The following is a 24,940-nucleotide window of genomic DNA, read 5'->3' as shown; positions in this document are numbered from 1 at the left end:
TGCTGCTGCTGCTGCTGCCGCTGCCGCTGCCGCTGCTGCCACTTCCTTGGTCATTGTTGACATTGACCTGTGGCCCGACGCCATCTCCCGTACGGAATGTCGGCAACGCTACCGAGGCCACGAATTTCACGCCGTCCCAGCTAGGCAAGGGTGTGGGCATCAATTGGAACTGGCCCGGGTGCTCAGAGTCCCAGCGCAGCAGCATCGACGTGTCCTCATGCTGGGTGTTGTGACAGTGCTCCATGTAGGTACCGGCAAACTCACGGATGTGTATGGCCATTTCGACATCGTCGAGGCTGTCGGAATCACGTCCTACACGGTAGATATCCTTGCGCGCGCCTTTTTCCCATTCTGGCGGCGGTTTGCCACCTCGAGTGAGAATGACCCCTTCCTCGAAGTGCACGTGTACCGGGTGAGTCCAGCCATTGCCGCCGTTCTGGATCTTCCAGATTTCCAGCGTGCCTTCACCCTTGAACCCTGCTGGTGTCGGGCCGGTGGCCAGTTGTGGTGCGGCTGAAATCCGCCGCGGGTCCATGTTGAAGCCTCTGCCGCCATCGGTCTTGATCGTCCAGGGCGTAAAATCTGTGCCGTTGGAGCGGCCAAAGATAAAGGTGCGGTGCCGCGCCTGGGCAAGCCGGGCGATATCGGCAGGGTCATCACGGTGCAAGGGCAGGGGGATCATGACCTTGCCCTCGGGCTTGCCAGGCTTGGCGGGCTCGAAGTCGACCGGATTCAGGCTGACATCCTGGCCGGTGTAAGGCTGGACGTTGAGTTGCAGGAACAAGCCCACGCCCGGGTCACCGTTGACCCACTGTGGCCCGTTGCTGGTTTGCCTGACAACGGGCAGGTACTTCCCGGAAAGTACATCCGCCAATGGAATGTCACGTTTTGGACGCCTGCCGTTTTCATGCTCCTCAATGTTGACGAAGAAAATCTTGTCGCCCGGGTTGATGCCGTTTTTCGCGAAGTCGATGACGATGTCATAGCGTTCGGCAATGCCCAGTATCGGCAGAATGGCATTGTTGTCCTGTGTGTCGCCGTCGCCATCGAGGTCCAGGCTGCCGTCGAACGGCACCGCGTGCTCCATGATATTGCCGTCGTTGGCAATCATGTGGAACGGCACCCGGTTATAGGAAACCCCGGAGTTGTTCGGGCCAGGAAACTCGCCATCATTACCATTGACCTGACGCACCACCGCCAGCTTGAAGTAGCGAGAAACCGATCCGTCGAGAATGCGGAAACGGTAGCGGCGGGCACGTACGTCCAGGAAGGGTTTGAACTCCCAGTTGGTCAGCACCTGGTCACCGAGAAAACCGTCGGTGTTGAAGGGGTTGAACCACAACTGGCCGGCCTGGTCCCAGGCCTTGTCGGCGATCGTCAGGTTAATGTCGTAGTCACGGTTACCCCAGCCCAGCCCCGAACCGCTGGGCAAGCGCAGGTTGACCCCGTCGTCGACCGACTCGTTGCCACGGTCCACGGCGCTGTAGTAGTTCATCATCGTCGCGTTGCCCTTGTAGACATTCTGCGCGGTGAAATCGAGCATGTGGTCGTGGAACCAGTGGGTGCTCATGGTTTCGCGCCAGTCGCCACGGATCTTGATGGTGCCGTTGTTGCAGGTCTTGAAGCCGGGGCTGGCGTCGTTGACGAACAGGACTTCACCGGGGTCGCACGGGAACGCTGCCCGTGGGTCCTGCGCAGTGGTGTTGATGGTGTCGTAACCGGCCAACTGGATCGGCCAGCGATAGTCATAGTACTGGCCCGGGAAGAAGAACGCGTTGGTAAAGCCGTCGCTTTCGGCGGGCGAGTGGCCGTTATGTTCATGGGTGGTGAGGGTGTGCAGGCCAAAGCCCCGGTTGGCCGACGGGTCAATGGGCAAGGCATCGTAATGACGCATCAGCATCGCTTGGCCGTAGCGCACCTGGAGCAGTTTGGGCGGAAAGGTGCCGTCGAATGTCCACAGCGCATTATGGTCCTGGATAGGGAGGTTGGGGTGAAACTGCACCTGAATGCCCTTGGTGGTGCCCTCGTTGGCCGGCTCGCCATTGGTGTTGTGATAGAGCCCGCCGGGCGCGAATTCCCCCACGGCGTAGTTATGCCGTTGCATGCGATCACGCAAGCCGCTGTTGACGTGCGCGCCGGCTTGCACCGTCTTGAAGGCGTCGCGCGGGAAAAACTCATTGAAACGCTGGTGCGACCAGCCTTTTCCCGGTGGCCGGCCTTCTGCGGGCGAATCGACTCGGCGATTGAGGAAAAGCTCGATCTGCGCCTTCCAGGGGTTGCGGTCCAGTACATTGGAGAACTCTGTCGGGAAGGGCGTCAATGCCGGCTGCCTGAGAAAGGCATCCAGCGCATCCGGCGACGGGCCGCTACGCGCCACGTTCAATGGATCTTGCGCGGGTGCGGGGCCCACCGTCGGAACCGGAAACGGAACGGGTGATGGCGGGTCGGTCGCATCCAGTTTGTTCGAGCCGAATTCCTCGAAAAGTTCAAGCTTCTGGGTGAACGGTTGAGCGCCGAACAATGGGCTGGGATTACCGTTAGTGGGGATATTGAAGCTGGTTTGCTGATCGGGTGGCAGCACATTGTCGACCAAGGGGGTCCTGCGGTTACCGGTCACACCATTGGGTAAGTCGAAGGCGCCGACGTTTGCGGGAGGCAGTTTGAGCAAGTCCCGCGATGCGGCATCGGGGTCGGCGGGCGGATTGGTGAACGCCGATGGGTCGGTAGGAGGCGGTGGATCGGTGTTGTCGAGGGGGACTGCCTGGGTCTGGGAAAAGCCCAGCCCCAACATGATCACGGCAGCAGAGATACTCAGCGCCAGTCTGGTTTTGAACAATGGACTAGGTTTCGACCTTTCGGTATCCAGTTTCATCGCAAACACCTCTGACGGGTTCCTCGGAGCGCGTGGCAATACATGGGCAACGAGCCACTGCTCCTGGCCAGGCTGGCGAAACGTTTGATTTCGAGCCGGGATGGGAACGATGCATATTTCCCGCCGAAAGTGACAGGAGGTGACTAATGGCTCTACGCCACGCCCCCGTGTCCGCCGGCCTTAAGCAGGCGTATGTGAAGCCAGGATAAAAAACCCGATGACGGGGAATATCCCCCAATACCGGGTGCGATTGTGCGGGGTGTTTGGGTTAAGAAAAGTGGACAATTTCTGATCGGGCGTTGTATCGCCGCGGACCTAGCGAATACCGGTGCCCGCCATGGACTCTGGCACCCACTGCGCTGTCGAAAGCGGCTCGATGTAGCGGATGCCGCCATGAGGGCCCACCACGCCATTGATGTTATAGGTGCCTTTCGACAGGTCGTACGTCATGAAAGGGGTGGCGTCCGGGACCTGTTGGTCATAGCTCTGGCTGAAGAACGCGAAGGAGCCACGGTATAGCTGGCCACTGGTGTCGTACTGATCGGAGGCCACCGCGGCCCAGGTGTCTTCATCCAGGTAAAAGCGGCGCTTCTGGTAGATGTGCTTTGCACCGGCCTTGAGGTTGCCCTCCACAATGTAGACCCGGTGTTTTTCCCAGCGTACGAAATCCGGCGCAATGAAGTTTGGCGTGGTCAGCGATTTGGCATCGCGAGCGTAGGTCAGTTTGTAGGTGTTGTAGGGCACGATCATTTCCTGCTTGCCTACCAGAGTCCAGTCATACAGTTCGAGCGCACGGGCAGTACCGGGGTTGGGTGTGTCGTAGGCCAGGATCGAAATCTGTTTGACGCGGCGCTGGGCAGGCATGTATTGCCAGGCCCTGCCAGGAAACTGTGTCGGGTTGGTGGCGTTCTTGAGCATGATCGACTCGCCGGCCCGGCGCGCAGGTCCGGTATAGGAAAGTTTCAACTGATAGTAAATGTCGGAGCTGTTGAAGGGCTTGGACATGTTCTCGTAAATCGGGAAGGAGACGAATGCTTCGCCGGTGACTGCCAGGCTCGGTACGCCCGCCGTGTCGACGCTCCAGGAGTCGTACTTGGAATGGATGTTGACACCCTGGTAGCGCAGCAGGAAGTTCCACATCGCTTCGGCGCCTGATTGCGGGATCGGGAACGGCACCCCGGGCATCACATTGTCGATGGCGATCCCGCCGTTGAGCGACCTGGCGGCAGTGGCATTCTTGCGGCTATTGTCCAGAACCGCCTGCGGCAGCGATGCCGTGCGGTGGGTCGGATACACATCGATGCGAAAGTCCGGGTAGCGCCTGGCCAACGCTACGGTGGTGGCGGTCAGCATGCCTTTGTACTTGTCGACATTCTTGCCGTTGATCACCAGCAGTGGTTTTTCGTGCGCAAAGGGGTCCGGGCGCATGCTGTCGCCGGTCTTGAAACTGGAAGGGGCAGTGGTCAGGCCACCGTTGTAGGGCGGAATGGAGCCATCGGCATTACCGGCCTTTTCGGCACCCACCCACGTCAGGCTGGTGCCCAGCCGGGCGGCTTCCTGGCTCGATACATAGGCTTGGGCATCGATGGCCAGCGCCATGAGGGGTACAGCAGCCAGAACACTTTTCACGAATTTCATATTGTTATTCTCCTGCCTGGCATACCAGGCAACTCGTGACTCAGGCGGAGCAGTCGCTTACGTCGGCTCCATCGCCAGAGGCTTTTTCAGTACTGCCATTAAATAGCCCCCGTATCAGGGGCGCTTTTCATTTGACGACAGTCCCTTGGCTATTCATGACAGGCCCAGGCTGTCTCCGCGGGCAGGGTGGCTGTGGTTGCCTCAGGCCGGCTGCACACCTGCACCACGTGCCATTTCTCCTGCCTGGAACCAGGCTGATGCATTCGATGGCGCGGTAGCTGAGAGTGACCATCACCTGTTTGTATTTCCCAGAGGAATCATTGAGTTACCCAATGGTCATAGCTGTAACCATTCCAAACCTCCGACGCTTAGGACGTTCATATGAATCGCGCAGTAATCTTGATCGTGGCCATTTCCAGCGCCATCTTGTTGGGAGGCTGCGGCCCGCACTGGGATGACGGAGAGAGGTACGGTCGATATCACGATCATGATCATCGACGTGGTTACGACCAAAGAGGGGACGATGATCAAGGTTATGACCGTCGATATGATCGTCGTGACTACGATCGCGATCGCGATCACCGCCGCTACCGCGATCGCGATGACAACGACGACTGATACGTTCAACGTCATTTGTAGCAGCTGCCGACTCGCGGGCTCGGCAGCTGCTACAGATCGCATTACCGCTTAACTGACTGGCATCAGGGAGTTATCCCGATGGCTGAGGCAGCGGATCTTGCGTCATCCAGGGCGAACAAACACATCACCGTAGAAGCGCTTTTGCGGACAACAGGCAGCGAATAATTTGTGGCCCGTCTCATACCCGACACTAAAGTGCAAAAAATCATTGAAAAAAATCGCTATAAGCTTTAAACGGGAAGCTCAATGGCACATTGCTAGCAATCAGTCAGTGAGTTTCGGCAGTTTTTGGCTCAGGGAGCGCTGATGAGTTTTCGTACATTGACCGGCTCCCCGCGGCAATCGAGCAAGGGCGAAGTTGCCGCACTTCAACCGATAGGCAAGCCGGACACTGTCGGCAAGGCCTACGCTGACAACGACGACACGATCGAACACTTGCTGGATTCAGCGCGCAACTGGGCCCATACCACCGCCTGGGTGTTTTACCGCGCCGGTGAACAAATGCATTGGGTCGGGCAAGGCGACCGGCTGGTGCAATGGCCTTCAAGCGTTGCGAATGAAAAGTTTGAAGCCTTTTGCCTGGCCTCGAACTTGCACCGTTGGCCGACCGGTCGAGGCGAAAGTGTGCTGGGTTGGCTACTGGCGCCAGTCAAAGATGCTGCAGAGCCGGCGCTCGCTGAATTTGCCCAGCGCCTGGGCATTCAGCTACAGACCAATACCCTGGCCCGTGCGCAGATCACTCAGCGTGTGCTGTATGACATTACCTACCTGGCCAGTTCGACCCGTGACCGGTCAGTGTTTCTGGTGGGTGTTCACCGGCTGCTGGCCAGCCTGATCGACGCCGAGAACTTCTATCTCGCGCTGTATAACCCGCACACCGGCAAGATCGACTACCCGTATTACGTCGACATCATTGACCCGCAAGCCCTGGAGGCCGAGAACTACGAATACCTTGACCCTTCGCATCTGTCGTTGACTGGCCAGGTGTTGACCTCTGGCCAGCCGTTGCTGATCGACGCCGCCGGCATTCTCGCGGCGCAAGCCGAGGGTCATTTCTACTGCGTGGGCCAGCGTCCCGAGTTCTGGATGGGCGCGCCCTTGAAAAACGCCTCGGATGACGTGTTTGGCATGCTGGCGATGCAGGTCTACGACGTTTCTCGCATCTACAGTGCTGAAGACCGTGCGCTGTTTCTGGTGGTGGCCCGCCACGTGGCCATGGCGCTGGACCGGATTCTGCATCGGGAGGACCTGGAAAAAACGGTGATGCGTCGCACCCTGGAGCTTTCGGCACTCAACGACGCCTTGAGGCAGGAAGTGGCTGACCGAGAGCGCGCCGAACATTTGCAAAGCGCGCTGTTCCAGATTGCCGAACTGTCGAGCCAGCCAGGTGACATGGCCGAATTGTTCCAAACCCTGCATGGCATCGTCGGTGATCTGCTGTTTGCGCAGAACTTCTACATTGCACTGTTCGACGACGGGACGGGTGAAGTGACCTTTCCCTATTATGTCGATGAGCGGCAGACGACCCAGCCGGTGGCGCGGCGTGGGTGCCGGGGCCTGACCGAGTACGTTATCCGTCAGCGTCGACCGTGCCTGATTGACGCCGACGAGGCTGAACGATTGTCTGCGCACGGTGAGATTGAACTGGCCGATGAGTCTGTCCGGTCCTACTCCTGGCTGGGCATTCCATTGTTCGATGGCGATGTGGTGCGTGGCGTGCTGGCGGTGCAAAGCTATACCTCGCAGGTGCAGTACACCCTGCGTCACCAGGAACTGCTGACGTTCGTGTCCCGGCACATTGACACCGCGTTGTCGCGACGCACGGCCGCCGAAGCGATCCATGCCGCCAACCTCATGCTCGAAGCCCGGGTGCATAGCCGCACCCGCGAGCTCGATCACGCAAATGCCAAGTTGCAGCACGAAAACTCCCACGATGCGCTGACCGGGCTACCGAATCGCACCTACCTGCAACAGCGCCTCAATCTGGCCTGGTCGCGGTTCGGCAGCGAAGGCGGGCACCTGGCGGTGATGTTCATCGATCTCGACCGCTTCAAGATGGTCAACGACAGCCTCGGCCACCATTTTGGCGATCTGCTGTTGATGCAGGCGGCTCACCGTTTACGCGGTTGCCTGCGCGAAACCGACATGCTGGCACGCCTGGGGGGCGACGAGTTTTCGGTGCTCGCTCCCGAGGCGTCGCTGGACGTGGTGATCGAAATCGCCGAACGGATCCTGGTGGCGTTTGACCTGCCGTTTTTCATCAATGGCCATGAAGTTTTTTCGTCCTGCAGTATCGGTATTGTCAGCGCCGACAGTCAGTTCCATCACGAGCCCGCCGACTTGCTGCGCGATGCCGATGCGGCGATGTACCGGGTCAAGAGTGCCGGGCGCGACAGCTACGCGGTGTTCAACCAGGAAGTGCGCCGTGAAGTCTCGGACCAGGTCGAGCGAGAAGGGGCCTTGCGCAACGCGCTCAAACGTACTGACGAACTGCTGCCGTATTTCCAGCCGATAGTCAGCGTCGAAACCGGCGAACTGTTGGCCCTTGAAGCGCTGATCCGCTGGCATCAGCCGGGCGGCCGGGTGATCGCGCCGGGCGAGTTCTTGCCGGATGTCGAGGGATTGCGCCTGATCGGTCGACTGGACCTGTACATGCTGACCAGCGTTGCAACGATCCTCGCACAGCCCGGGCACGCCAATTGGCCTGCGGTGCACGTCAATTGCTCCAGCTACAGCATGACGCGTCCGGACTTCGCCAGTGAGGTGCTGGCACTGTTGGCGCAGCACCGGGTCTCGCCGTCACGGATCTGCCTGGAACTGACCGAAGGGGCGCTGGTAGCCGAGCCAGCGATTGCCCGACAGACCATGCAGCAACTGGCGGACAACGGCATGTCGGTGGTGCTCGATGACTTCGGTGCAGGGTTCTCTTCCCTGAGCTATGTGCATCAATACCGATTCAGCGGTTTGAAAATCGACAAATCGTTCATCCTCGAACTGACCACCAGTTCCCGCAGTCGCGCGATCGTCCGGGCGATTGTGCGCATGGCCGAATCGCTGGATCTGAGCGTGGTGGCCGAAGGCGTCGAGGATGAAGCGACACTGGATTTGTTGCGCGAAATGGGCGCAGGGCAGGCGCAGGGTTACCATTTTGCCAAACCGATGAGCTTGAAGGCGCTGCTGGCGAGTTCACTGCTCGGTCGCTAGGGGGTTCACCACGGTCCGCTACCTGGAGCGTCCAATGCTGCCCATCACTACGCGCCTGGTGGCGCTGCTGGTTCTATGCCTGACGCTTGAAGTGCCGGCCCAGACCAACGACTGCCCGGCCGGCGAGAAACCAGTGTGCCTGGACGGCTGCATCTGCCTGCCGGACGTGGTGCCTGATGACATCTACCAGATCGCGGCGCCGGCCCTGGCGCTGTGGCTGACCCAGGCCCGTGCTGAAGCAGCCAACGCAGGCACCCAACCCATTCCAGCGCACATCCGCGAGCAGCTACTGCACTGGTACGACCCCGGTGTCCTCGATACCGCACGCTACAGAATCAGCGACAACGGCCAGTTCAGCGCCGCCACGGCCATGCTGCAAAACCCCGATGTCGGTGCCGTGACGCTGATTGACATCATCCTCTTCCGGGACGCACAAGCAGCAGAACAGGACATCGCGCTCTGGGCTCACGAACTCAAACACGTGCAGCAGTATCAGGAGTGGGGGGTGGCGGGATTTGCCCAGCGGTATACACAGGATTTCAATGCCGTGGAGGCGCCGGCCTATGCCATACAGGCTGAGGTCAGGCGGGCGGTGCGGGCAGGGACTTACTGACGGGCGGTGGAGCTGCCTTTCTCTCAGCGACGAATCCGGTTTCGCTTTCCAGCAAGAACATGTGGCCTGGCAAGAGGTACCGGGTTTTCATACGGATCTTCCTTGATGGATCGTTGAGAAATGAAACGTGAGAAACCACAGCACCAGGGCTGTCGCGCTGATCAAGGCGCCCAGCAGGCTGACGGCCATCCAGCCCCATAGCGCATAGACCTGCGTCGCGGCGGCGGCTCCCAGTGCGCTTCCCACTGAGTAAAAGCACATGTAGGCACCGACCATGCGACTTTGGGCGTCGGGTCGTGCCGCAAAAATCAGGCTCTGGTTGGTGACGTGTACGGCTTGCACGGCGAAGTCGAGCAAGACCACTGCGCATACCAGCGCGATCAGCGACGTCTCGGCAAAACTGATAGGCAACCAGGAAAGCGTCAGGATCGCCAGCGAAATGCCGGTCACCCGTTGCCCCAGACCCTGGTCGGCCCAGTAACCGGATCTCCTGGCAGCAAGGGCACCGGCGACGCCCGCCAGACCAAACATGCCAATGACCGTGTGTGAAAGCGACAACGGAGGGGCGCTCAACGGCAACACCATGGATGTCCAAAGTACGGAAAAAGCGGCAAAGATCAGCAAGGCCAGCAGGCCCCTGATTCGCAAGACCGGTTCGGTCATGAACAGCGTGAAGAGCGAGCGGATGAGTGCCGGGTAGGTGTATCGACTGCGTGGAGTCACTGCCGAAGGCAGGACTTTCCAGAACACTGCCGCGAGGGTCAGCATCAATCCCGAGGAAACGAAATACACGGCGCGCCAGCCCGCCAGATCTGCGATCAGCCCAGAAGTAAACCGCGCCAGAAGTATGCCCAGGACAATGCCGCTGGTGACGGTCCCCACGGCCTGGCCACGTTGTGACGGCGTTGCCAGCACGGCGGTGTAGGCCACCAGTACTTGAACCATCACTGCCAGCAAACCCACAGCGATCATGGCGCCCAACAGGGTCAACCACTGCTGTGCGGCGCCGACCCCCGCCAGCGCAATCGCAGACAGCAGCACTTGCGTCAGAATCAGCCCTTTACGGTTTACCAGGTCGCCCAGCGGGACGATGAACAGCAACCCCAGCGCGTAACCAACCTGGGTAGCCGTCACCACAAATCCGATCATTGATGAGGCGACACCCAGGCTCTGCGCCATTGAATCGAGTAAGGGTTGTGCGAAGTAAACGTTGGCGACTGCCAGCGCGCAGGTGACAGAAAATAACAACGTGAGTGATGGGGAAAGCCCCGAAGCCTGCGTGACGAAAGGGTGGGTGGCTGAATCGGCATCTGCTGTCACGTGAGCCTCCGTGGCGTTAAACTGGTTTCAATTAAAAACTGGATTCAATTGTTGCTGAATCAGGTTTCAAATTGCAACCACATTGATCAAGACGGGACGACAGACTTGGCAGTCCTTATCCAAAAGGAAAATACGATGGTCGTAGACCCTGCATCGCAAAGCAGCGAATGCCCGGTGGCACGAACACTGGAAGCCATTGGGGATCGATGGTCACTCATGATCATTCGCGACGCTTTTGACGACATTCGCCGATTCAGCGAATTTCAAAAAAGCCTGGGGGTGGCCAAAAACATTCTGGCATCGCGCCTGAAAACGTTGGTTGAGGTCGGTGTATTCGTCGTTCAACCTGCGTCGGATGGAAGTGCCTACAAGGAGTACGTCCTGACGGACAAGGGACGGGAGATCTTTCCGGTGGTGGTCAGCATGAGGCAGTGGGGCGAACGGTTCCTGTTCGCGCGGGAAGAGACGCGTTCTGTGTTGCTCGACAATGAGTTCGGCCAGTCCCTGATGCCGATCGAAGTTCGCTCGTCGAGCGGTCGAAAACTTGGTCCGTCTGACTGCCACAGAGTGAGAGTGGTTGCCGACGAGTCGTGAATCGATCGGTTGAAGGCGAATCAGTCGAGCAGTGACACCAGCCGGGGTTCGATTGACTGAGCCTGCACGTCAAGTAGCGCCAGCGTGACAGGCAACTTGAAGCGTCGACGTCCGGCACTACCGGGATTCAGGAACAACCGCTCACCGCGCCAGTCGATGCACGGCTTGTGCGAGTGTCCGCAGATCACCAGCTGGATACGGTTATCAAGATCGGCCGCTACATCGGCGATGTCATGCACCAGCAAAACCGTCCAGCCGTTGAGTTCCAGGTGCAGACAATCGGGTAACTCCCGCGCCCAGGGCGCGTCCAGGTCATTGTTGCCGCGCACCGCATCCACCGGTGCGATAGCGGCCAATTGGTCGAGGATCTGCGCGCTACCAATGTCGCCCGCGTGAATGATGCGATCACAGCCTTGCAGGGCGGCAATGGCTTGCGGGCGGAGCAAGCCGTGGGTGTCGGAGATGACGCCGACTTTCATCGCGGGCGGCTCGAGTGGCATTCTGGTTCCAGAAAATCGACAAGTAACGCGCTCAAGCGGATGCCTCCTGCGCCGCGCTTTGTTGAACGAAACGGTCAATCAACCACCGCGCGGCGGGCCCCGGTGGCAGATCCGTGCGGTAGATGACGTCGAAGGCATATTTTCCGCTTTTGTATTCCGGAATGTTCAGTTGCACGAGTCGACCGCTCTGCAGATCTTCCTGGACCATCGGGGCTGGCATGTTCCCCCAACCGATGCCTTCACGCAGCAGCATGTGCTTGGCGCCCAGGTCCGCCAGTCGCCAGGTGCGGTTGCTGAGCACGGCGAAATCCTTGTCCCTGGTCAGCAGCGAGCGATCGGACAGCACCAGTTGAGTGAACTCTCGCCCGGCGCCCGGAGCGTTCGAGTCGCTTGAGGCCAGTGGATGATTCGGGGCCGCCACCGGAATCAACTCGACACTGCCGACGCCCATTCTTTCGATACCGTCGATGCCCTCGTTCATGGGGCCACTGACGCCAACGATTGCGCCGCGGTTGATCACCAGTTCAGTAACGGCGCCGAGCGCTTCCATATGCAGGTGCAGGGCAACGGTAGGGAACTCTTCGCGAAAGGATTTGAGCGCGTCCACCACGCGCTCGGGGGGCAGCATGACATCGAGCACCACGTGAACTTCGGCTTCGAGTCCCTGGAGCAGGCCTTTGACCTTGGCGCGTAATCCATGAATACCGTTGGCGATGGTTCTGGCTTCGGCCAGCACGGTGCGGCCGGCATCGGTGAGTTGGGGTTTGCGGGTGGTCTGGCGGTCAAACAGCGACACGCCGAGCTGCATTTCCAGGTTGGCGATCGAGTAGCTGATGACTGAGGTGGCGCGGTGCAGTTTTCTGGCGGCCGCGGCAAAACTGCCGACTTCCACGACCGTCAGGAACACCCGTAGTTGGTCCAGTGTCGGTGTTCCCGGGTCAGAGATCATGCCTGTTTCCTTGAACCAGACGTCGCTCGGAACATTGCACTATTGATCTCTCCACTACCGGTTATGCGGGCTTGCTTTTCCAGATTATCGAATCTAAGGATCTGAATTAGTCAATTATTCAGGTTAGTTGACCAAGCGCAACATTTCCTCACCCGGGCGGTTCAAGTCCAATCGCACCCGAGTGAAGGAAATACCCCATGACGACTTCTGCAAACATTGCTCATTGCGCCACCTCTGAACAGAGCCGTTCCGACGTGACCCAAGCCTCGACGCTCGCCATGATGATGTTGCGCAGCAATTTAGTCTGGTGCGCAACGTCCATATCCGCCCCTAACTTTGTGGCACCACCCGCGCTTCGTTTCCGGCACCCTCGACATAAACGTTCATGCCTTTTTTCAGTACCGGGTTGATCGGCTGGGTCACCTGAACCAGTACACCGCTGTGGGTGCGAACGATGATCTGCTGTGCGTCCACGGGCTGATCATATTTTTTCTTTTCGACGTAGTTGCCGCCCGCCGCACCAGCGAGGGCACCGGCGACCATCGCCACATCCCGGCCGGTACCCTTGCCGATCAGGCTTCCAAGGCCCAGACCGCCAATACCGCCCAATATGGCGCCGACGCCGCTATCGTGATTGGTCTGCATCTGGGTCTGTGTAATCTGCTCGATTTTCCCCGAACGAATCTCCATCTCGCCAGCGCCTCCGCCCCCGGCGCCAACCGCGGCACAGCCGCCAAGCACCAGACCAAAAAGCGCAACCGTCAGCCAGGACGCGAAAGTTTTCATCGTCAAACTCCATTTTCAGAGGAAGTGGATCTTGCAAACGCATCCATTCACGTTAGACGAAAAAGCCTGATTCACGCGGTTGTTTGGCTGCGCAAAGCGCTTCAGGTTCGTGAGTCATTATCCCAGTGACGCAACACTGTTTAGCAGGGTCTTGACCAGTTGGGCCTGGCGGGTAGCCCCGGTCTTCGCGAAGACACCGCGCAAATGGGCCCGCACGGTGTTGCGTGAAACGCCAAGCGCCTCGGCAGTTTCATCGAGCGTTTGCCCGTCCATTACCAGCATGGCCACTTCGGCTTCTGTCGGTGTCAACTGGAACAGGCTGCGCAGCAGGTTGTGCGATGCCTGCGGTGAGTCCGCCGGGTCGCGAATGAACACCGCTACGGCAGGACGCCGTGCGCCGCTGCGGGATTGATAGCTCACGGGGATGGGGCGCAGCAGTAAATTCAGTGGCATTGCCCCACTGGGCCTGGACAAGGTCAGCACCTCGATATCATCGAGGCCGCGCTGACGCTGTTTCAGTACCGCCTGGATGGCTTGCTGAATACTGCGGTTCTCATGGTTGGCAAAGGCACAGAGCTTGTCGTTTTTACACTCCAGGCCGTCACGACTGTCGAACAGGCGCTGGGCGGCGCGGTTGCATCGCATCATTCTTCCACTTTCGTCGAGAATCGCCGTGCCCACCATGAGACGGTCGATGGTGGCAGCATAGAGTTGGCGCTCGGATTCGAGTTGCTCTACGGCCGAATGCAAATCCACTGCTTGTTGCAGGTGTGGCAGGAGCAGGCGAATCAGGGCGATCTCCGCGGTATCGAAGTCTCGACTGGCGTGATTGCGGCAGACGAACAGGGCGCAGTGCATGCCCGTGGAAGTGCGCATGTTGGCGACCAGCACGTGGCGCAGGTCAAGCGGTTGCAGGTAGTTGCGGTAGAAGTCATGGGCCAGCCAGACATCGGTCCCCAGCACTTGGTCGGCTGTGGCCACCTGCTCGACAGGCCAGTCGATGAAGGGGCAGATCGAGAAGTAGTTCTCGCTATAGGACGGTTCTCCCGGCAGCAAGGGGCCATGAATCGAGGCGTTGACGATCAGCCCTGGTCGTTCATGGTCGGGATTGCGCAGTACCAGGGTGAAGAAACTGGCCTCGAAACGTTGACGCAAGGTTCCCAGCAGGCCGGACCAGGGGGTGGACTCCAGCGGACCGTGGTAGACGAGCGCAAGCAAGCTGCTGAGCTCTGCGGATGAAATGTCCGTGTCGGGGGGGAGGTCCTTGCAGACCGGAGAAGGAACGGTCATGTATGCGCCTCGCTACTGCTTGTTTTTGTCGCTGGAGTATCGATCGCACCCATACAGGGAAAATCGTCCGTTTGGCTCAGGCGGGTTGATGCGGGGCGTGATAGGCGCAGCGGATACACCGACGCCAGCCGGTGCAGCGCTGCGCCCATTGGCCGTTACAGTGCCAGCAGCGCCTCGACGATACGTTCGGCGGCGGCCTCGGCCGACTCGCTCCGGGTGTCGATATGAATATCCGGCGCTACGGGTACCTCATAAGGTGAGTCGATCCCGGTGAAGTTTTTCAACTCACCGCGCCGGGCTTTCTGGTAGAGGCCTTTGGGGTCGCGCTGTTCGGCCAGGGCCAGTGGCGCATCAACGAATATTTCAAGGAAGTTGCCGTCACCCGCCAGGCCACGTGCCATGTCACGCTCGGCACGGAAAGGCGAAATGAACGACACCAAAGTGATCAAGCCGGCATCGAGCATCAGTTTTGCCACTTCCGAAACCCGGCGGATATTCTCTACCCGATCGACTTCAGTGAAGCCCAGGTCGCGATTCAGGCCATGGCGCACATTGTCGCCATCGAGCAGGTAAGTATGTCGCCCAAGGGCATGCAGCTTGCGCTCCACCAGATTGGCGATGGTCGACTTGCCTGCACCGGACAACCCGGTGAACCACAGGATTCGCGGCGACTGGCCCTTCAGCGTCGCATGGGCTTCACGGTTGACGTCGATGGCCTGCCAGTGCACGTTCTGCGCGCGGCGCAAGGCAAAGTGCAGCATGCCGGCGCCCACCGTACGGTTGCTTAAACGGTCGATGACGATGAAGCCGCCCGTATCGCGGTTGTCGGTATAGGCATCGAAGGCGATCGGCCGGTCCAGGTGCAGGTTACACACGCCGATACCGTTCAGTTCCAGGGTTTTGGCCGCGAGATGCTCCAGGCTGTTCACATCAATCCGGTGCTTGAGGTTGGCACAGCTCATGCTGATGGTCCGGCAACCGATCTTCATCAAGTAAGGACGCCCGGGCAGCATCGGTTCTTCGTCCATCCACACCAGAGTCGCCTCGAACTGGTCGGCCACTGCCGGTGGTGCGTCGGCCAGAGCAATCAAATCGCCACGGCTGATATCGATGTCATCCTTGAGAACAAGGGTGACAGCCTGATTGCACAGGGCTTGTTGCTGTTCCCCGGCGCTACCGAAGATCCCGGTGACCTCACTCTGTTGCCCTGATGGCAGCACCCGAATGCGATCACCCACGTTGACGCTGCCTGCGACTACGTTGCCGCAGTAGCCACGAAAATCCAGATTGGGCCGGTTTACCCACTGTACGGGCAGGCGAAACGCCGCCTCGACTTGCCGAGCCTGCTCCAGAGGGACGTTCTCCAGATGCTGGAGCAGGGTCGGCCCCTGATACCAGGGGGTGTTCGCACTGGCCTCGAGCATATTGTCGCCACGTAGCGCAGAGAGCGGAATGCACTGAATGTCATGCAGGCCGATCTGCGCAGCGAACGCGCGATAGTCGGTTTCAATGCGTTCGAACACCGCTTGTGAAAAGCCCACCAGATCCAGCTTGTTGATGGCGACAACGACCTTGCGAATGCCCAGCAGGGACACCAGATAACTGTGCCGACGGGTCTGGGTCAACAGGCCCTGGCGTGCATCGATGAGGATCACCGCGAGGTCCGCGGTCGAGGCGCCAGTGACCATGTTGCGCGTGTACTGTTCGTGGCCGGGGGTGTCGGCGACAATGAACTTGCGCTTGTCGGTGGCGAAGAAACGATAGGCCACATCGATAGTGATGCCTTGCTCGCGCTCTGCGCTCAAGCCGTCGACCAGCAGGGCGAAATCCAGTTCGTCGCCTTGGGTGCCGAGTTTTTTCGAATCGACTTCGAGCTGACCCAGTTGGTCCTCGAACAGTGCCTTGGATTCATAAAGCAGGCGACCGATCAGTGTGCTTTTGCCATCGTCGACGCTGCCACAGGTGATGAAGCGCAGCAGTTGCTTGTTCTGTTGCTGTTCCAGGTAAGGCGTCAGGTCGCCATTGAAGGTGTCGGTCAGAACGTTCATCAGAAATACCCCTCTTGCTTTTTTTTCTCCATCGAACCGGCCGAGTCGCTGTCGATCAGCCGGCCCTGGCGTTCCGAGGTGCGGCTTACCAGCATTTCGCTGATGATCGCCGGCAGGTTGTCGGCGTCGCTGTCGATGGCGCCGGTCAGCGGATAGCAGCCAAGCGTGCGGAAGCGCACCTTGCGCATTTGCGGGGTTTCTCCCGGCAGCAGCGGCAAGCGCTCGTCGTCGACCATGATCAGCGTGCCTTCACGGCTCACCACTGGACGCTCCTTGGCGAAGTACAGCGGCACGATGGGGATCTGTTCGAGGTAGATGTATTGCCAGATATCCAGCTCGGTCCAGTTCGACAACGGGAATACCCGCAGGCTTTCGCCCTTGCGCTTGCGGGTGTTGTACAAACGCCAGAGTTCGGGGCGCTGCTGTTTGGGGTCCCAGCGATGTTGCCCGGAGCGCAACGAGAACACCCGCTCCTTGGCCCGCGATTTCTCTTCGTCACGACGAGCACCGCCGAAAGCGGCGTCGAAACCATAGTGGTCCAGGGCCTGTTTCAGGCCTTGAGTCTTCCACACGTCAGTGTGCAGGGCCGAGCCGTGGGTGAAAGGATCGATGGCCTTTTCCACGCCTTCGGGGTTGATGTGCACCAGCAGTTCAAGCCCCAGGCGTTCCACGGTCTGGTCGCGGAAAGCGATCATTTCGCGAAACTTCCAGGTGGTGTCCACGTGCAGCAAGGGGAAGGGCGGTTTGCCCGGGGCGAACGCTTTCATCGCCAGGTGCAGCATGACGGCGCTGTCCTTGCCGATGGAGTACAGCATCACAGGGTTTTCACACTCGGCTATCACTTCACGGATGATCTGAATGCTTTCCGCTTCCAGCCATTGCAGATGAGTCAACATCGAATACCTCCTCGAGTTCTGCCGGGTTCGGCTCCGGCTGAACGCCACGGTAGGTAAAGCACCACCGGCGCATCTTCGTCTGCTCGGACGAGGATGCGCCGGCAGATGAAGGTCACGCGGCGGACGCGTACAGCGTCTCGGCACGGATTTTGAGCGCGCGGGCAACGGCATCGAAGCCCTGTTGCACCCAGGCGCCATGATCGGTCATGACCTGGTCGGCGGTGGGGCCAAGGAACTGGTCGGTGGTGTGGTAGCGGCAGCTTGCCGTGCCGGTGCGCTCGATGTGCTGCTCGCGACGGGCAGCGTCGGGATTGTCGGCGTTGGCATACATCTCCCAGGCGAGTAACCGGTGGGGTTCGAAGTCCGCCAGGTACTCGATCACGTGCAGCAGTTCACCTGGCCGCCCCGGATTGGGCAGGAACAGGTTGACCCGCTCGCCGAGCACCAGGCTCGACTCGACCTTGACCGTGTAGGGGTTCCACTGCGGGTAGGCGGGCAGGTCGATGAGGATCGCCCAGACCAGTTCGGCGGGGGCGGCGATGTCTACGGTCAGCGAACGGACCAGGTTTTTTTCTGCGCTCATGGTTGGCTCCTGTGAGGATGACTGCGCGCCACGGGCCGTGGCGCCAGTGAGCCCTGGGCTCAGGCGCGATCCTCACCGCTTGTACCCGGCGGCTCCTCGTCCGCCTGGACTAGATCGGGCGCTTAGTCCGCACGGACGAAGAACCGTTGCCGGGCTTCTCCCTAAGGTCGTGTACAGCGGCGGGCCCTCCGCCGGCAGAGGAGACTGACATGGCTACAGACACCCCCCAACAGGAAGTCATCAGCGGTGAGACCTGGACCCGGTTTTGCGAGCAGTTGCTCCGCAGCGGCAATCAGATACTGCGCGCCGAAGCCCCGGCCGACGAGCAGACCCGCGCCGAAGGCTTTCGCTACCTCACCCGCTTGTTGCGCATCGCCCTGGATATGCACCTGGAATTCGCCGACCCAGACTTCCCCGGCTTCATCACCCCCTCCCACGAAACCGCCAAGATCGGCGCTGACAACCCCGACAACCTGTACCGCTATGCGCGACTGAACGGCGAGCACGAATACCGGGTCAGCGGCCAGCGCGGCAGTGTCGCCTACCTGAGCTTCGGCTCGCAGAAGGGGGGTTACGAGACTGACGGCAAGATGATCCAGACCGGTTTTATCGACGCCGGGCAACTGCAGCTGGATGCCGAGGGCAATTTCGAGATCATCCTCAGCCAGCGCCCGCCGGCCAGCGGCAACTGGCTGCCTCTTGAGCCGCAGAGCAACGCGCTGATCGTGCGCCAGACCTTTCTCGATCGCAGCAGCGAACAGCCGGCGCAGCTGCGCATCGAGCGCCTGCTGGCCAGCCAGGCACCCGCGCCGCTGGATGCCGCGCGTCTGCAGCAAAGCCTGCAGCGGGTCGGCAGTTTCGTCGAGAACACCGCGCGCTTGTTCGCCGATTGGGCTCAGGGTTACCAGCAGCACAGCAACCAGCTGCCGCCTGCCGACCAGGCGCTGTGCCAGGCCGTGGGTGGCGACCCCAACATCTTCTACTACCACTCCTGCTGGGCGCTGGCTGACGACGAAGCGCTGCTGATCGAGGTTGCCCAAGTGCCGGCCTGCGACTTCTGGAACCTGCAGATCAACAACTACTGGATGGAGTCGCTCGACTACCGCTACCACCGCATCTGCCTTAACAAGCACTCGGCGCAGCTTGCGGCGGACGGCAGCCTGCGCATGGTCCTCAGCCACCGTGACCCGGGCCTGGCCAACTGGCTGGAAACCGCCGGCCATCCTCACGGCACCCTGTGCCTGCGTTGGGTCGGCGCCAGGCAACCGGTTCACCCGACCACCCGCGTGGTCAAACTCAATGACCTCAAGGAGCTGGCAGTATGAGCGGCAACGATTTTTCTCCGGACCTGCTGCTGGCCGAGGCCAGCGCTCGCGCAGGTGGCCTTGACGATTTCGGCCCGGGTGATTTCCGCCAGGGCCTGCAGGTACTGGCGCAGGCCCTGGAACAGGAAGCGCGGTTATCGTCCCGGGGGCGTGCGCTGTTGCGCGAGAAGCTGCTGGCGCAACTGGTCAACCGCCTGGTGATCGAAGATCACTGTCGACGCTTCCCGGAAATCCTCGAACTGGAAATCAACGACCCGTTGGTGATCGTCGGCCTGCCACGCACCGGCACCACACTGTTGCAACGCACCCTGGCGGTGGACCCGCAGTTCAGCAAGGCGCAGTGGTGGGAAACCCGTTACCCGGCGCCGCTTAGCGGGGAGACCCTGGAGCAGCCGTTGCAGCGCCTCGGCCGGGCACGCGCCGAAGTGGCGGCGATGATCGAGTTCCTTCCGCAGTTGCTGGCCATCCACCCACTGGACGCCGAGCAGCCCGACGAAGAGTTCATGTTGATGGAGCACTCGTTCCTCTGCGCCATGGACTCCTACGTCAACGTCCCCGGCTACACCGCCTGGCTCGACCGTCAGGACCAGACCCAGGTCTACCGTTACCTCAAGCGTACCTTGCAGTTCCTGCAATGGCAGCAGGCACGCCGTGGCATCGCCCCTGGCCGGCGCTGGTTGCTCAAGAGCCCGCAGCACCTGCATACCCTTGAGCTGTTGTTCGAAGTGTTCCCCGGGGCGCAGGTGGTGCTCACCCATCGCGAACCGGCCAGGACCATTCCCTCGCTGGCCAGCTTCATCCATACCCTGTGGCAGCTGTACAGCGACGAGGCCAATGCCGAAGCCGTCGGCGAGCAGTGGAACCGGCGCATGGCTCGGGCCTTGCGCCATGCCATGGCGGTGCGTGAAGGCATGCCGGCCGAGCGCTTTCTCGATGTGCGGTTCGAAGACACCCTGGCCGCGCCCCAGGCAGTGGTCGAGCGCATCTATCGCTTCGCCGGCCTTGAATGCACGCCAAAGGTTCAGGCAGCCATGGGGCAATGGTTGTCCGCCAACGGCCGGGAAAACCGCGCGGCCCATCACTACAGCCCTGACCAGTTCGGCCTCAGCGACGCACTGTTGCAACGTGACTACGCCGAGTACCGCGCCCGGCATCTGGGCGCCTGAGCCTGTCCCTTAACAATAAGAGGATTCATCCCATGCTGCTTGAAGACAAAGTCGTGATGGTCTCGGGCGTCGGCCTCGGTATCAAACTGGCCCTGGCGGGCGCATGCGCAGTGAGGAGGAGTGCGCCCGCGCTGCGTTGTTTCTGGCGTCGGACTACGCCAGTGCAATCCATGGCGCGCAACTCGATGCCAACGGCGGCGATGTCATGCACTGAGGAGGAGGGCAGATGAACACAATCGATCACTGCGCCTTCAATGGCGATGCCGACGGTCTCTGCGCCCTGCAGCAGTTGCGCCTGGCCGGCGAACTGGATCCGCAGGTGCGCCTGGTCAGCGGGGTCAAGCGCGACATCGAACTGTTACGTCGGGTCCAGGCCGGGCCCGGCGAGCGGGTCACGGTGCTGGACGTGGCCCACGAGCAGAACCGCGAGGCCACCCGGCGCCTGCTCGACGCCGGCGCCCGGGTACGCTACTTCGACCACCACTTTGCCGGCGAGCTGCCGCGGCACCCGGCATTTGAGTCCTTCATCGACACTGCCAGCCAGGTGTGTACCAGCCTGTTGGTCAACACCTGGCTGGACGGGCGTCATCATCGCTGGGCGGTGGCCGCCGCCTTTGGTGACGGCCTGGCTGGCCCGGCGTGGGCGCTGGCGGCGCAGCATGGTCTGGCCAACGATGAGGTGAAGGCCCTGGAGGAACTGGGACTGCTGCTCAACTACAACGCCTATGGCGACAGCCTGTCGGACTTGCATTTCGAACCGCTGGCGCTGGCCGCCGAGCTGCTGCCTTACCACGACCCGCGGGATTTCATCCGCCACAGCGCAAGCTTCAACACCCTGCGTATCGGCCACGCCGCCGACATGGCCGCTGCCGCTGGCCTTGAACCCTGGCACGAAGGCCGGGGTGCGCGGCTGTACCGCCTGCCCGCGCAACCCTGGGCGCGGCGGGTCAGTGGCGTGTTGGCCAACCAGCTGGCGGCCGGCTCACCGCGCAAGGCGATCGGCTTGCTCAGCGCCAGGGCGGACGGCGACTGGTCGTTTAGCCTGCGAGTACCGGAAGAGGCCGGGTTGGCGGCGGATGCCTTCTGCCGGCAGTTTCCAACGGGGGGAGGGCGCAAGCGTGCTGCCGGGATCAACCGTCTGGCCAACGCGCAATTGAAGGAAGTCGCCGCACGCCTGCTCGATTGCTATCGCTGAGCAAAGAGCAACGCCCGGACCTGTTCGGTCGGGGCGTTGCTTACCACCAGGAGTCAGCGGTGCAAGCGCCTGAAACACTCGATCCAATATAGCTTGAACGTAGTCTTATATTCCATAAAGGAAGTACAAACTATTTTTATAGTGCGTTTTAATCTATTCAGTATTTTGAATCGATTGGAGCACTTGTCTGTGAAAACTAAGGCGCTTTTACCTTTTGGCTTGGCATTGCTGGCTACATGCTCGACAGCTTTCGCGGGCTCCACTCTGGATCGCGTAACCAGGAGCGGGGAGCTGACCGGCGTTCTGATGGAAAGCTATCCGCCATTCTCCTTTCTCAATGAACAGAACCAACTGGACGGCTTTGACGTCGATGTCGCCAAGGCCGTTGCGCAACGGCTAGGGGTGAAGCTGACGCTGCAAACACCGTCTTGGGATGTCATCGCTGCCGGACACTGGAACGGACGATATGACATCTGCGTCTGCTCGATGACCCCGAGCAAGGCACGGGCCGAAGTGTTCGACTTCCCGGTGGAGTATTACCAGTCCCCGGCCGTGATCGTGGTGAATGCCAAAGACAAGAACATTGTCACGGGCAAGGATCTGTCAGGTAAAAAAGTCGGTGTGATCAGTGCGTCGACCTATGAAGCCTATTTGAACAAGGATCTGGTGATTGAGGGCGCCGAGGACAAGCCGTTGAGTTATCCATTCGAAAGCGTCCAGGTCGCGCCATACGACAACGAAACAGTAGCCTTCCAGGATCTGGCCCTGGGCACGGGCGTGCGCCTGGATGCCATGGTCACCAACCTAATCACTGCCCGCGAACGCATCGCCCAGGATCCTCGCTTTAAAATTGCTGGCGACACGCTGTATGCAGAACCCAACGTGGTAGCGATCGAAAAGGGCGATCCGCAATGGAATGCCAAAGTCACTGAGGTCGTCACCCAGCTCAAGGCCGACGGCACATTAAGCAAGATTTCACAGAAGTGGATCGGTGCCGATATCAGCCAATGACAGCCCTCAATCCACACCCGGCCAAGGCGGCTGTCGCCCCCGAAACCGAGACGCGTCGTTTCAGCCAGCTACCTGGTTTTCGCACTCGCCTGTATTTGACCTGGACAGTGTTGTTCGGCCTGTGCGTCATGTTTTTCATGAGCTTCGATCTGAAGCTCTCGATCATTCTGGAGAAGTTGCCCAATCTGATCGGTCTGCATCCGGGGCCTGACGGTTTCTTGCAAGGCGCCGCACTGACGCTGTTTTTGTGCTTCTGTTCGATCTGGCTTTCGTTGCTCCTTGGCTTCGTGACGGCACTGGCGCGCCTGTCCCGCAGTGCAGTGGCTTTCGGCGTTGCCAGTTTCTATGCGTCCTTTTTTCGCGGTACTCCACTGCTGATTCAAATTCTGCTGATCTACCTGGGTCTGCCGCAGTTGGGGGTAGTTCCTGGCGCCATCAGCGCGGGGATCATTGCGCTCTCGCTCAATTATGGTGCCTACCTCAGCGAGATTTTTCGTGCCGGCATCATGGCTGTAGCACCCGGACAGCGCGAAGCGGCGATGGCGCTGGGTCTGAGGCCTGCGGCAACGTTTCTGCACATCGTCCTGCCGCAAGCCATGCGCACGATCATTCCCCCGACAACCAGTCAGTTCATTTCAATGCTCAAGGACTCATCGTTGATATCGGTGATGGGCGTTTGGGAAGTGATGTTTCTGGCGCAGTCGTACGGTCGCTCGTCCTACCGCTACATCGAAATGCTCACCACCGCAGCCGTTATCTATTGGCTCCTTTCCATTGGACTGGAGTTGATACAGAACCGCCTTGAACGCCACTACGGCAAAGGTTTCAAGAATCAGCGCTGACCCGCCCGTTCAATGACTTTTTACAGGTACTACGATGTCCGATCCAAAACCTCTGTTGTTTGCGTTATACGAGCAAGCCAGTGTTGGCTGTGGCGGCGCACCAAGCCTCTGGACGCACCCGGCTGACGAGCGACTGACCATCAACTCGCTGGGCTACTGGTCGAACCTGGCACGCATCGCCGACCAGGCCCATCTCGACATGCTGTTTTTTGGTGATGTGCTGGGTTTCTACGATGTGTTTGGCGGTAATGCCGACGCGGCGATGAAGTGGGCGGTGGAAGCACCGGCCAACGATCCGTTGATGATCATCCCGGCATTGGCTGCGGTGACGGAAAACCTGGCCTTCGGCGTCACTGTCACCACCAGTTATGAACATCCTTTCACCCACGCCCGGCGCTTCAGCACGCTGGATCACCTGACCAATGGCCGGGTCGGCTGGAACATCGTTACCTCCTACCTGAGCAGTGCCGCTCGCAACTTCGGCCTGGAACAGATGATCAAGCACGATGATCGCTATGAACGCGCAGAAGAATTTCTCGATGTCGTTTACAAACTCTGGGAAGGCAGCTGGGCAAATGACGCTGTGGTTGCCGACAAGTCTCGCCAGGTCTATGCCAAGGGCGTTCGCGTGCGACCGATCAATCATGTTGGCGAGCATTACCGGGTGGCCGGGCCGCATTTGACGTCCCCGTCACCGCAACGCACACCGTTGCTGATCCAGGCCGGTTGGTCGGGCCGTGGTCGCGAGTTTGCGGCCAAGCACGCCGAACTGATTTTCATCGCCAAGTCCAACCCGCTGGAGATTCGCCAGGGACTGGAAGATATATGGACGCAGGCCAGGGCAAGGGGGCGTCACGCCGGGGATGTTAAATCACTGACGGTACTTCGCATCGTCACGGCCAGGACCGAGCTCGAAGCCCAGCGCAAATATGACGAACTGCAAAACAACTATCACTTGCAGGCGCAACTGGTGAGTTATGCCGGCGATACCGGTATCGACATCAGCCGCTACGCGGACAGCGACGCGTTGTCTACTCACACCGAAGGCATGACCTCCTATGTGATGCGTCCCGATGGCAGTGGCAAGCCCTTGACCGCTGGTGATGTCAAACAGCGCTTTGCCAACATCACTCGGGGCAGTGATCTGATTCTGGTGGGAACGCCGCAACAAGTGGCCGAACGGATCGAAGAGCACGCCCGTATTTCCGGCACCAGCGGCTACATGCTCAACCCGCTGATCAGCCCGGGCAGCCTTGAGGACTTCGTTGAGCTGGTCGTTCCTGAACTGCAGAAACGTGGCTTGTATCGTACCCGGCCACAGAGCGGTACTTTCCGTTCTCGGTTACGGGACGATGGCGCTAACCATTTACCGGATTCGGCTTACGGCGCCTCATTCCGTTTTGATAAAGGTTTTTAGGACGGGACAGTCTCAGCCGCGACACCCTTTGTAGCAGCTGCCGAGCCCGCGA

20 protein-coding genes are annotated in these 24,940 nt (G+C 60.1%); 10 read left to right on the top strand and 10 right to left on the bottom strand.

The features are described from left to right. Both PMI29_RS16490 and PMI29_RS16495 read right to left on the bottom strand, forming a co-directional pair. Positions 1–2,872: multicopper oxidase domain-containing protein (locus PMI29_RS16490; protein ID WP_007997454.1), on the bottom strand; the 2,872-nt coding region annotated here is incomplete at its 3' end. Positions 2,873–3,187: 315 nt separating this feature from the next. Then, the gene (locus PMI29_RS16495; protein ID WP_007997453.1) at positions 3,188–4,510 is read right to left on the bottom strand and encodes a DUF1329 domain-containing protein; all 1,323 of its coding nucleotides are present in this window, start codon (positions 4,508–4,510) and stop codon (positions 3,188–3,190) included. Positions 4,511–4,891: 381 nt separating this feature from the next. On the opposite strand from PMI29_RS16495, the gene PMI29_RS32585 reads away from it, so the two are divergent. The 3 genes from PMI29_RS32585 (at position 4,892) to PMI29_RS16505 (ending at position 8,966) form a co-directional block, all read left to right on the top strand. After that, on the top strand, positions 4,892–5,128 hold the full coding sequence (locus PMI29_RS32585) for a hypothetical protein (RefSeq protein WP_007997452.1): 237 nt from the start codon (positions 4,892–4,894) through the stop codon (positions 5,126–5,128). 327 nt (positions 5,129–5,455) lie between these two features. Beyond that, positions 5,456–8,353, top strand: a complete 2,898-nt coding sequence (locus PMI29_RS16500; RefSeq protein ID WP_007997450.1) for a sensor domain-containing phosphodiesterase — start codon at positions 5,456–5,458, stop codon at positions 8,351–8,353. 34 nt (positions 8,354–8,387) lie between these two features. Further along, a complete protein-coding gene (locus PMI29_RS16505) occupies positions 8,388–8,966 on the top strand; it encodes an eCIS core domain-containing protein (RefSeq protein WP_007997448.1) in 579 nt (192 codons plus the stop codon). 87 nt (positions 8,967–9,053) lie between these two features. Here PMI29_RS16505 and PMI29_RS16510 read toward each other — a convergent pair whose 3' ends face one another. Then, complete coding sequence (locus PMI29_RS16510; RefSeq protein ID WP_007997444.1) at positions 9,054–10,286, bottom strand: MFS transporter; 1,233 nt, start codon at positions 10,284–10,286, stop codon at positions 9,054–9,056. Between the two features lie 135 nt (positions 10,287–10,421). On the opposite strand from PMI29_RS16510, the gene PMI29_RS16515 reads away from it, so the two are divergent. Continuing rightward, positions 10,422–10,880 (top strand): winged helix-turn-helix transcriptional regulator, encoded by a 459-nt coding sequence (locus PMI29_RS16515; protein WP_007997442.1) that lies wholly within the window; start codon positions 10,422–10,424, stop codon positions 10,878–10,880. 20 nt (positions 10,881–10,900) lie between these two features. Here the strand turns inward: PMI29_RS16515 and PMI29_RS16520 are convergent, their stop codons facing one another. From PMI29_RS16520 to PMI29_RS16550, 7 genes are all read right to left on the bottom strand, one after another. Then, the gene (locus PMI29_RS16520) at positions 10,901–11,359 is read right to left on the bottom strand and encodes a metallophosphoesterase family protein (RefSeq protein WP_007997441.1); all 459 of its coding nucleotides are present in this window, start codon (positions 11,357–11,359) and stop codon (positions 10,901–10,903) included. Positions 11,360–11,411: 52 nt separating this feature from the next. Then, positions 11,412–12,329 carry a LysR family transcriptional regulator gene (locus PMI29_RS16525; RefSeq protein WP_007997439.1) on the bottom strand — a complete coding sequence of 306 codons (918 nt, stop codon included), beginning with the start codon at positions 12,327–12,329 and terminating at the stop codon, positions 11,412–11,414. A gap of 330 nt (positions 12,330–12,659) precedes the next feature. Next, positions 12,660–13,115, bottom strand: coding sequence for a glycine zipper 2TM domain-containing protein (locus PMI29_RS16530; protein ID WP_007997437.1), 456 nt, complete (start codon positions 13,113–13,115; stop codon positions 12,660–12,662). A 117-nt stretch (positions 13,116–13,232) separates the two neighbouring features. Further along, positions 13,233–14,405 (bottom strand): helix-turn-helix transcriptional regulator, encoded by a 1,173-nt coding sequence (locus PMI29_RS16535; RefSeq protein ID WP_007997434.1) that lies wholly within the window; start codon positions 14,403–14,405, stop codon positions 13,233–13,235. Positions 14,406–14,560: 155 nt separating this feature from the next. After that, positions 14,561–16,453, bottom strand: a complete 1,893-nt coding sequence (gene cysN / locus PMI29_RS16540) for a sulfate adenylyltransferase subunit CysN (protein ID WP_007997433.1) — start codon at positions 16,451–16,453, stop codon at positions 14,561–14,563. Next, positions 16,453–17,520, bottom strand: coding sequence for a sulfate adenylyltransferase subunit CysD (gene cysD / locus PMI29_RS16545; protein ID WP_274517872.1), 1,068 nt, complete (start codon positions 17,518–17,520; stop codon positions 16,453–16,455). Before cysD ends, cysN begins: the two co-directional genes overlap by 1 nt. Next, a complete protein-coding gene (locus PMI29_RS16550; protein ID WP_007997429.1) occupies positions 17,462–17,932 on the bottom strand; it encodes an SRPBCC domain-containing protein in 471 nt (156 codons plus the stop codon). Before PMI29_RS16550 ends, cysD begins: the two co-directional genes overlap by 59 nt. Before the next feature lie 209 nt (positions 17,933–18,141). Between PMI29_RS16550 and PMI29_RS16555 the strand changes: the two genes are divergently transcribed. From PMI29_RS16555 to PMI29_RS16580, 6 genes are all read left to right on the top strand, one after another. Next, positions 18,142–19,257: a DUF1214 domain-containing protein gene (locus PMI29_RS16555; RefSeq protein ID WP_007997428.1), complete on the top strand. Its 1,116-nt coding sequence runs from the start codon at positions 18,142–18,144 to the stop codon at positions 19,255–19,257. Then, positions 19,254–20,423, top strand: a complete 1,170-nt coding sequence (locus PMI29_RS16560; RefSeq protein ID WP_007997426.1) for a sulfotransferase family protein — start codon at positions 19,254–19,256, stop codon at positions 20,421–20,423. Before PMI29_RS16555 ends, PMI29_RS16560 begins: the two co-directional genes overlap by 4 nt. Positions 20,424–20,649: 226 nt before the next feature. Further along, complete coding sequence (locus tag PMI29_RS16565; RefSeq protein WP_007997424.1) at positions 20,650–21,618, top strand: DHH family phosphoesterase; 969 nt, start codon at positions 20,650–20,652, stop codon at positions 21,616–21,618. A gap of 189 nt (positions 21,619–21,807) precedes the next feature. Further along, a complete protein-coding gene (locus tag PMI29_RS16570; RefSeq protein WP_007997423.1) occupies positions 21,808–22,629 on the top strand; it encodes an ABC transporter substrate-binding protein in 822 nt (273 codons plus the stop codon). Beyond that, positions 22,626–23,471 (top strand): amino acid ABC transporter permease, encoded by an 846-nt coding sequence (locus PMI29_RS16575; RefSeq protein ID WP_007997416.1) that lies wholly within the window; start codon positions 22,626–22,628, stop codon positions 23,469–23,471. Before PMI29_RS16570 ends, PMI29_RS16575 begins: the two co-directional genes overlap by 4 nt. Before the next feature lie 34 nt (positions 23,472–23,505). Next, positions 23,506–24,888, top strand: coding sequence for an LLM class flavin-dependent oxidoreductase (locus tag PMI29_RS16580; RefSeq protein ID WP_007997415.1), 1,383 nt, complete (start codon positions 23,506–23,508; stop codon positions 24,886–24,888). Positions 24,889–24,940 lie beyond the last annotated feature (52 nt).

Origin of the sequence: Pseudomonas sp. GM49, from assembly GCF_000282355.1 — a bacterium.
In the GTDB taxonomy this organism is placed as follows: domain Bacteria; phylum Pseudomonadota; class Gammaproteobacteria; order Pseudomonadales; family Pseudomonadaceae; genus Aquipseudomonas.
Note: the sequence above shows the minus strand (reverse complement) of the source record. Positions and strands in the feature narration are given on the sequence as shown.

Bases quoted from the DNA above. Each gene is read 5' to 3' on its own strand.
- PMI29_RS16495 (WP_007997453.1), bottom strand. From the start codon at position 4,510: ATGAAATTCGTGAAAAGTGTTCTGGCTGCTGTACCCCTCATGGCGCTG.
- PMI29_RS32585 (WP_007997452.1), top strand. From the start codon at position 4,892: ATGAATCGCGCAGTAATCTTGATCGTGGCCATTTCCAGCGCCATCTTG.
- PMI29_RS16500 (WP_007997450.1), top strand. From the start codon at position 5,456: ATGAGTTTTCGTACATTGACCGGCTCCCCGCGGCAATCGAGCAAGGGC.
- PMI29_RS16505 (WP_007997448.1), top strand. From the start codon at position 8,388: ATGCTGCCCATCACTACGCGCCTGGTGGCGCTGCTGGTTCTATGCCTG.
- PMI29_RS16515 (WP_007997442.1), top strand. From the start codon at position 10,422: ATGGTCGTAGACCCTGCATCGCAAAGCAGCGAATGCCCGGTGGCACGA.
- PMI29_RS16520 (WP_007997441.1), bottom strand. From the start codon at position 11,359: ATGAAAGTCGGCGTCATCTCCGACACCCACGGCTTGCTCCGCCCGCAA.
- PMI29_RS16525 (WP_007997439.1), bottom strand. From the start codon at position 12,329: ATGATCTCTGACCCGGGAACACCGACACTGGACCAACTACGGGTGTTC.
- PMI29_RS16530 (WP_007997437.1), bottom strand. From the start codon at position 13,115: ATGAAAACTTTCGCGTCCTGGCTGACGGTTGCGCTTTTTGGTCTGGTG.
- PMI29_RS16535 (WP_007997434.1), bottom strand. From the start codon at position 14,405: ATGACCGTTCCTTCTCCGGTCTGCAAGGACCTCCCCCCCGACACGGAC.
- cysN (WP_007997433.1), bottom strand. From the start codon at position 16,453: ATGAACGTTCTGACCGACACCTTCAATGGCGACCTGACGCCTTACCTG.
- cysD (WP_274517872.1), bottom strand. From the start codon at position 17,520: ATGCCGTTGCCCGCGCGCTCAAAATCCGTGCCGAGACGCTGTACGCGT.
- PMI29_RS16550 (WP_007997429.1), bottom strand. From the start codon at position 17,932: ATGAGCGCAGAAAAAAACCTGGTCCGTTCGCTGACCGTAGACATCGCC.
- PMI29_RS16555 (WP_007997428.1), top strand. From the start codon at position 18,142: ATGGCTACAGACACCCCCCAACAGGAAGTCATCAGCGGTGAGACCTGG.
- PMI29_RS16560 (WP_007997426.1), top strand. From the start codon at position 19,254: ATGAGCGGCAACGATTTTTCTCCGGACCTGCTGCTGGCCGAGGCCAGC.
- PMI29_RS16565 (WP_007997424.1), top strand. From the start codon at position 20,650: ATGAACACAATCGATCACTGCGCCTTCAATGGCGATGCCGACGGTCTC.
- PMI29_RS16575 (WP_007997416.1), top strand. From the start codon at position 22,626: ATGACAGCCCTCAATCCACACCCGGCCAAGGCGGCTGTCGCCCCCGAA.
- PMI29_RS16580 (WP_007997415.1), top strand. From the start codon at position 23,506: ATGTCCGATCCAAAACCTCTGTTGTTTGCGTTATACGAGCAAGCCAGT.